Below are 407 nucleotides of genomic sequence, written 5' to 3'. Positions count from 1 at the left end.
AACGTGTTTTAAGAACTTCTTTATTTATTCAGCTTTCCAAATTTTTAAAGAGCATTTGCTAAAAAGCAAAATTGTTGTCTCTAACTCTGAATTTCAGAGTTAAAAAAACCAAAGTTAATTCGCTTGCTATTCTAAGCAGATTTAACTTTGGTCTCTTCCTGAGAACATGATGTGGTGGAGCTATGCGGGATCGAACCGCAGACCTCCTGCGTGCAAGGCAGGCGCTCTCCCAGCTGAGCTATAGCCCCACATCATGTGGTTAGTAAAATTGGTAGGACTGAGTAGATTTGAACTACCGACCTCACCCTTATCAGGGGCGCGCTCTAACCAACTGAGCTACAGTCCTACTGACATTTTACTATGTCTTTAATTTCTTTATTCAAGCAATTTGTGTGGGCACTTACAAA

The 407-nt window shown here is 40.5% G+C and carries 2 tRNA genes; both read right to left on the bottom strand.

Annotated features, from left to right (window positions below):
• Window positions 1–172 precede the first annotated feature (172 nt).
• Window positions 173–248, bottom strand: a tRNA-Ala gene (locus CXF93_RS02905).
• A gap of 21 nt (window positions 249–269) precedes the next feature.
• Window positions 270–346: transfer RNA gene (locus CXF93_RS02900), tRNA-Ile, on the bottom strand.
• Window positions 347–407 lie beyond the last annotated feature (61 nt).

The organism is Moritella sp. Urea-trap-13, from assembly GCF_002836355.1.
Taxonomy (GTDB): domain Bacteria; phylum Pseudomonadota; class Gammaproteobacteria; order Enterobacterales; family Moritellaceae; genus Moritella.
Note: the sequence above shows the minus strand (reverse complement) of the source record. Positions and strands in the feature narration are given on the sequence as shown.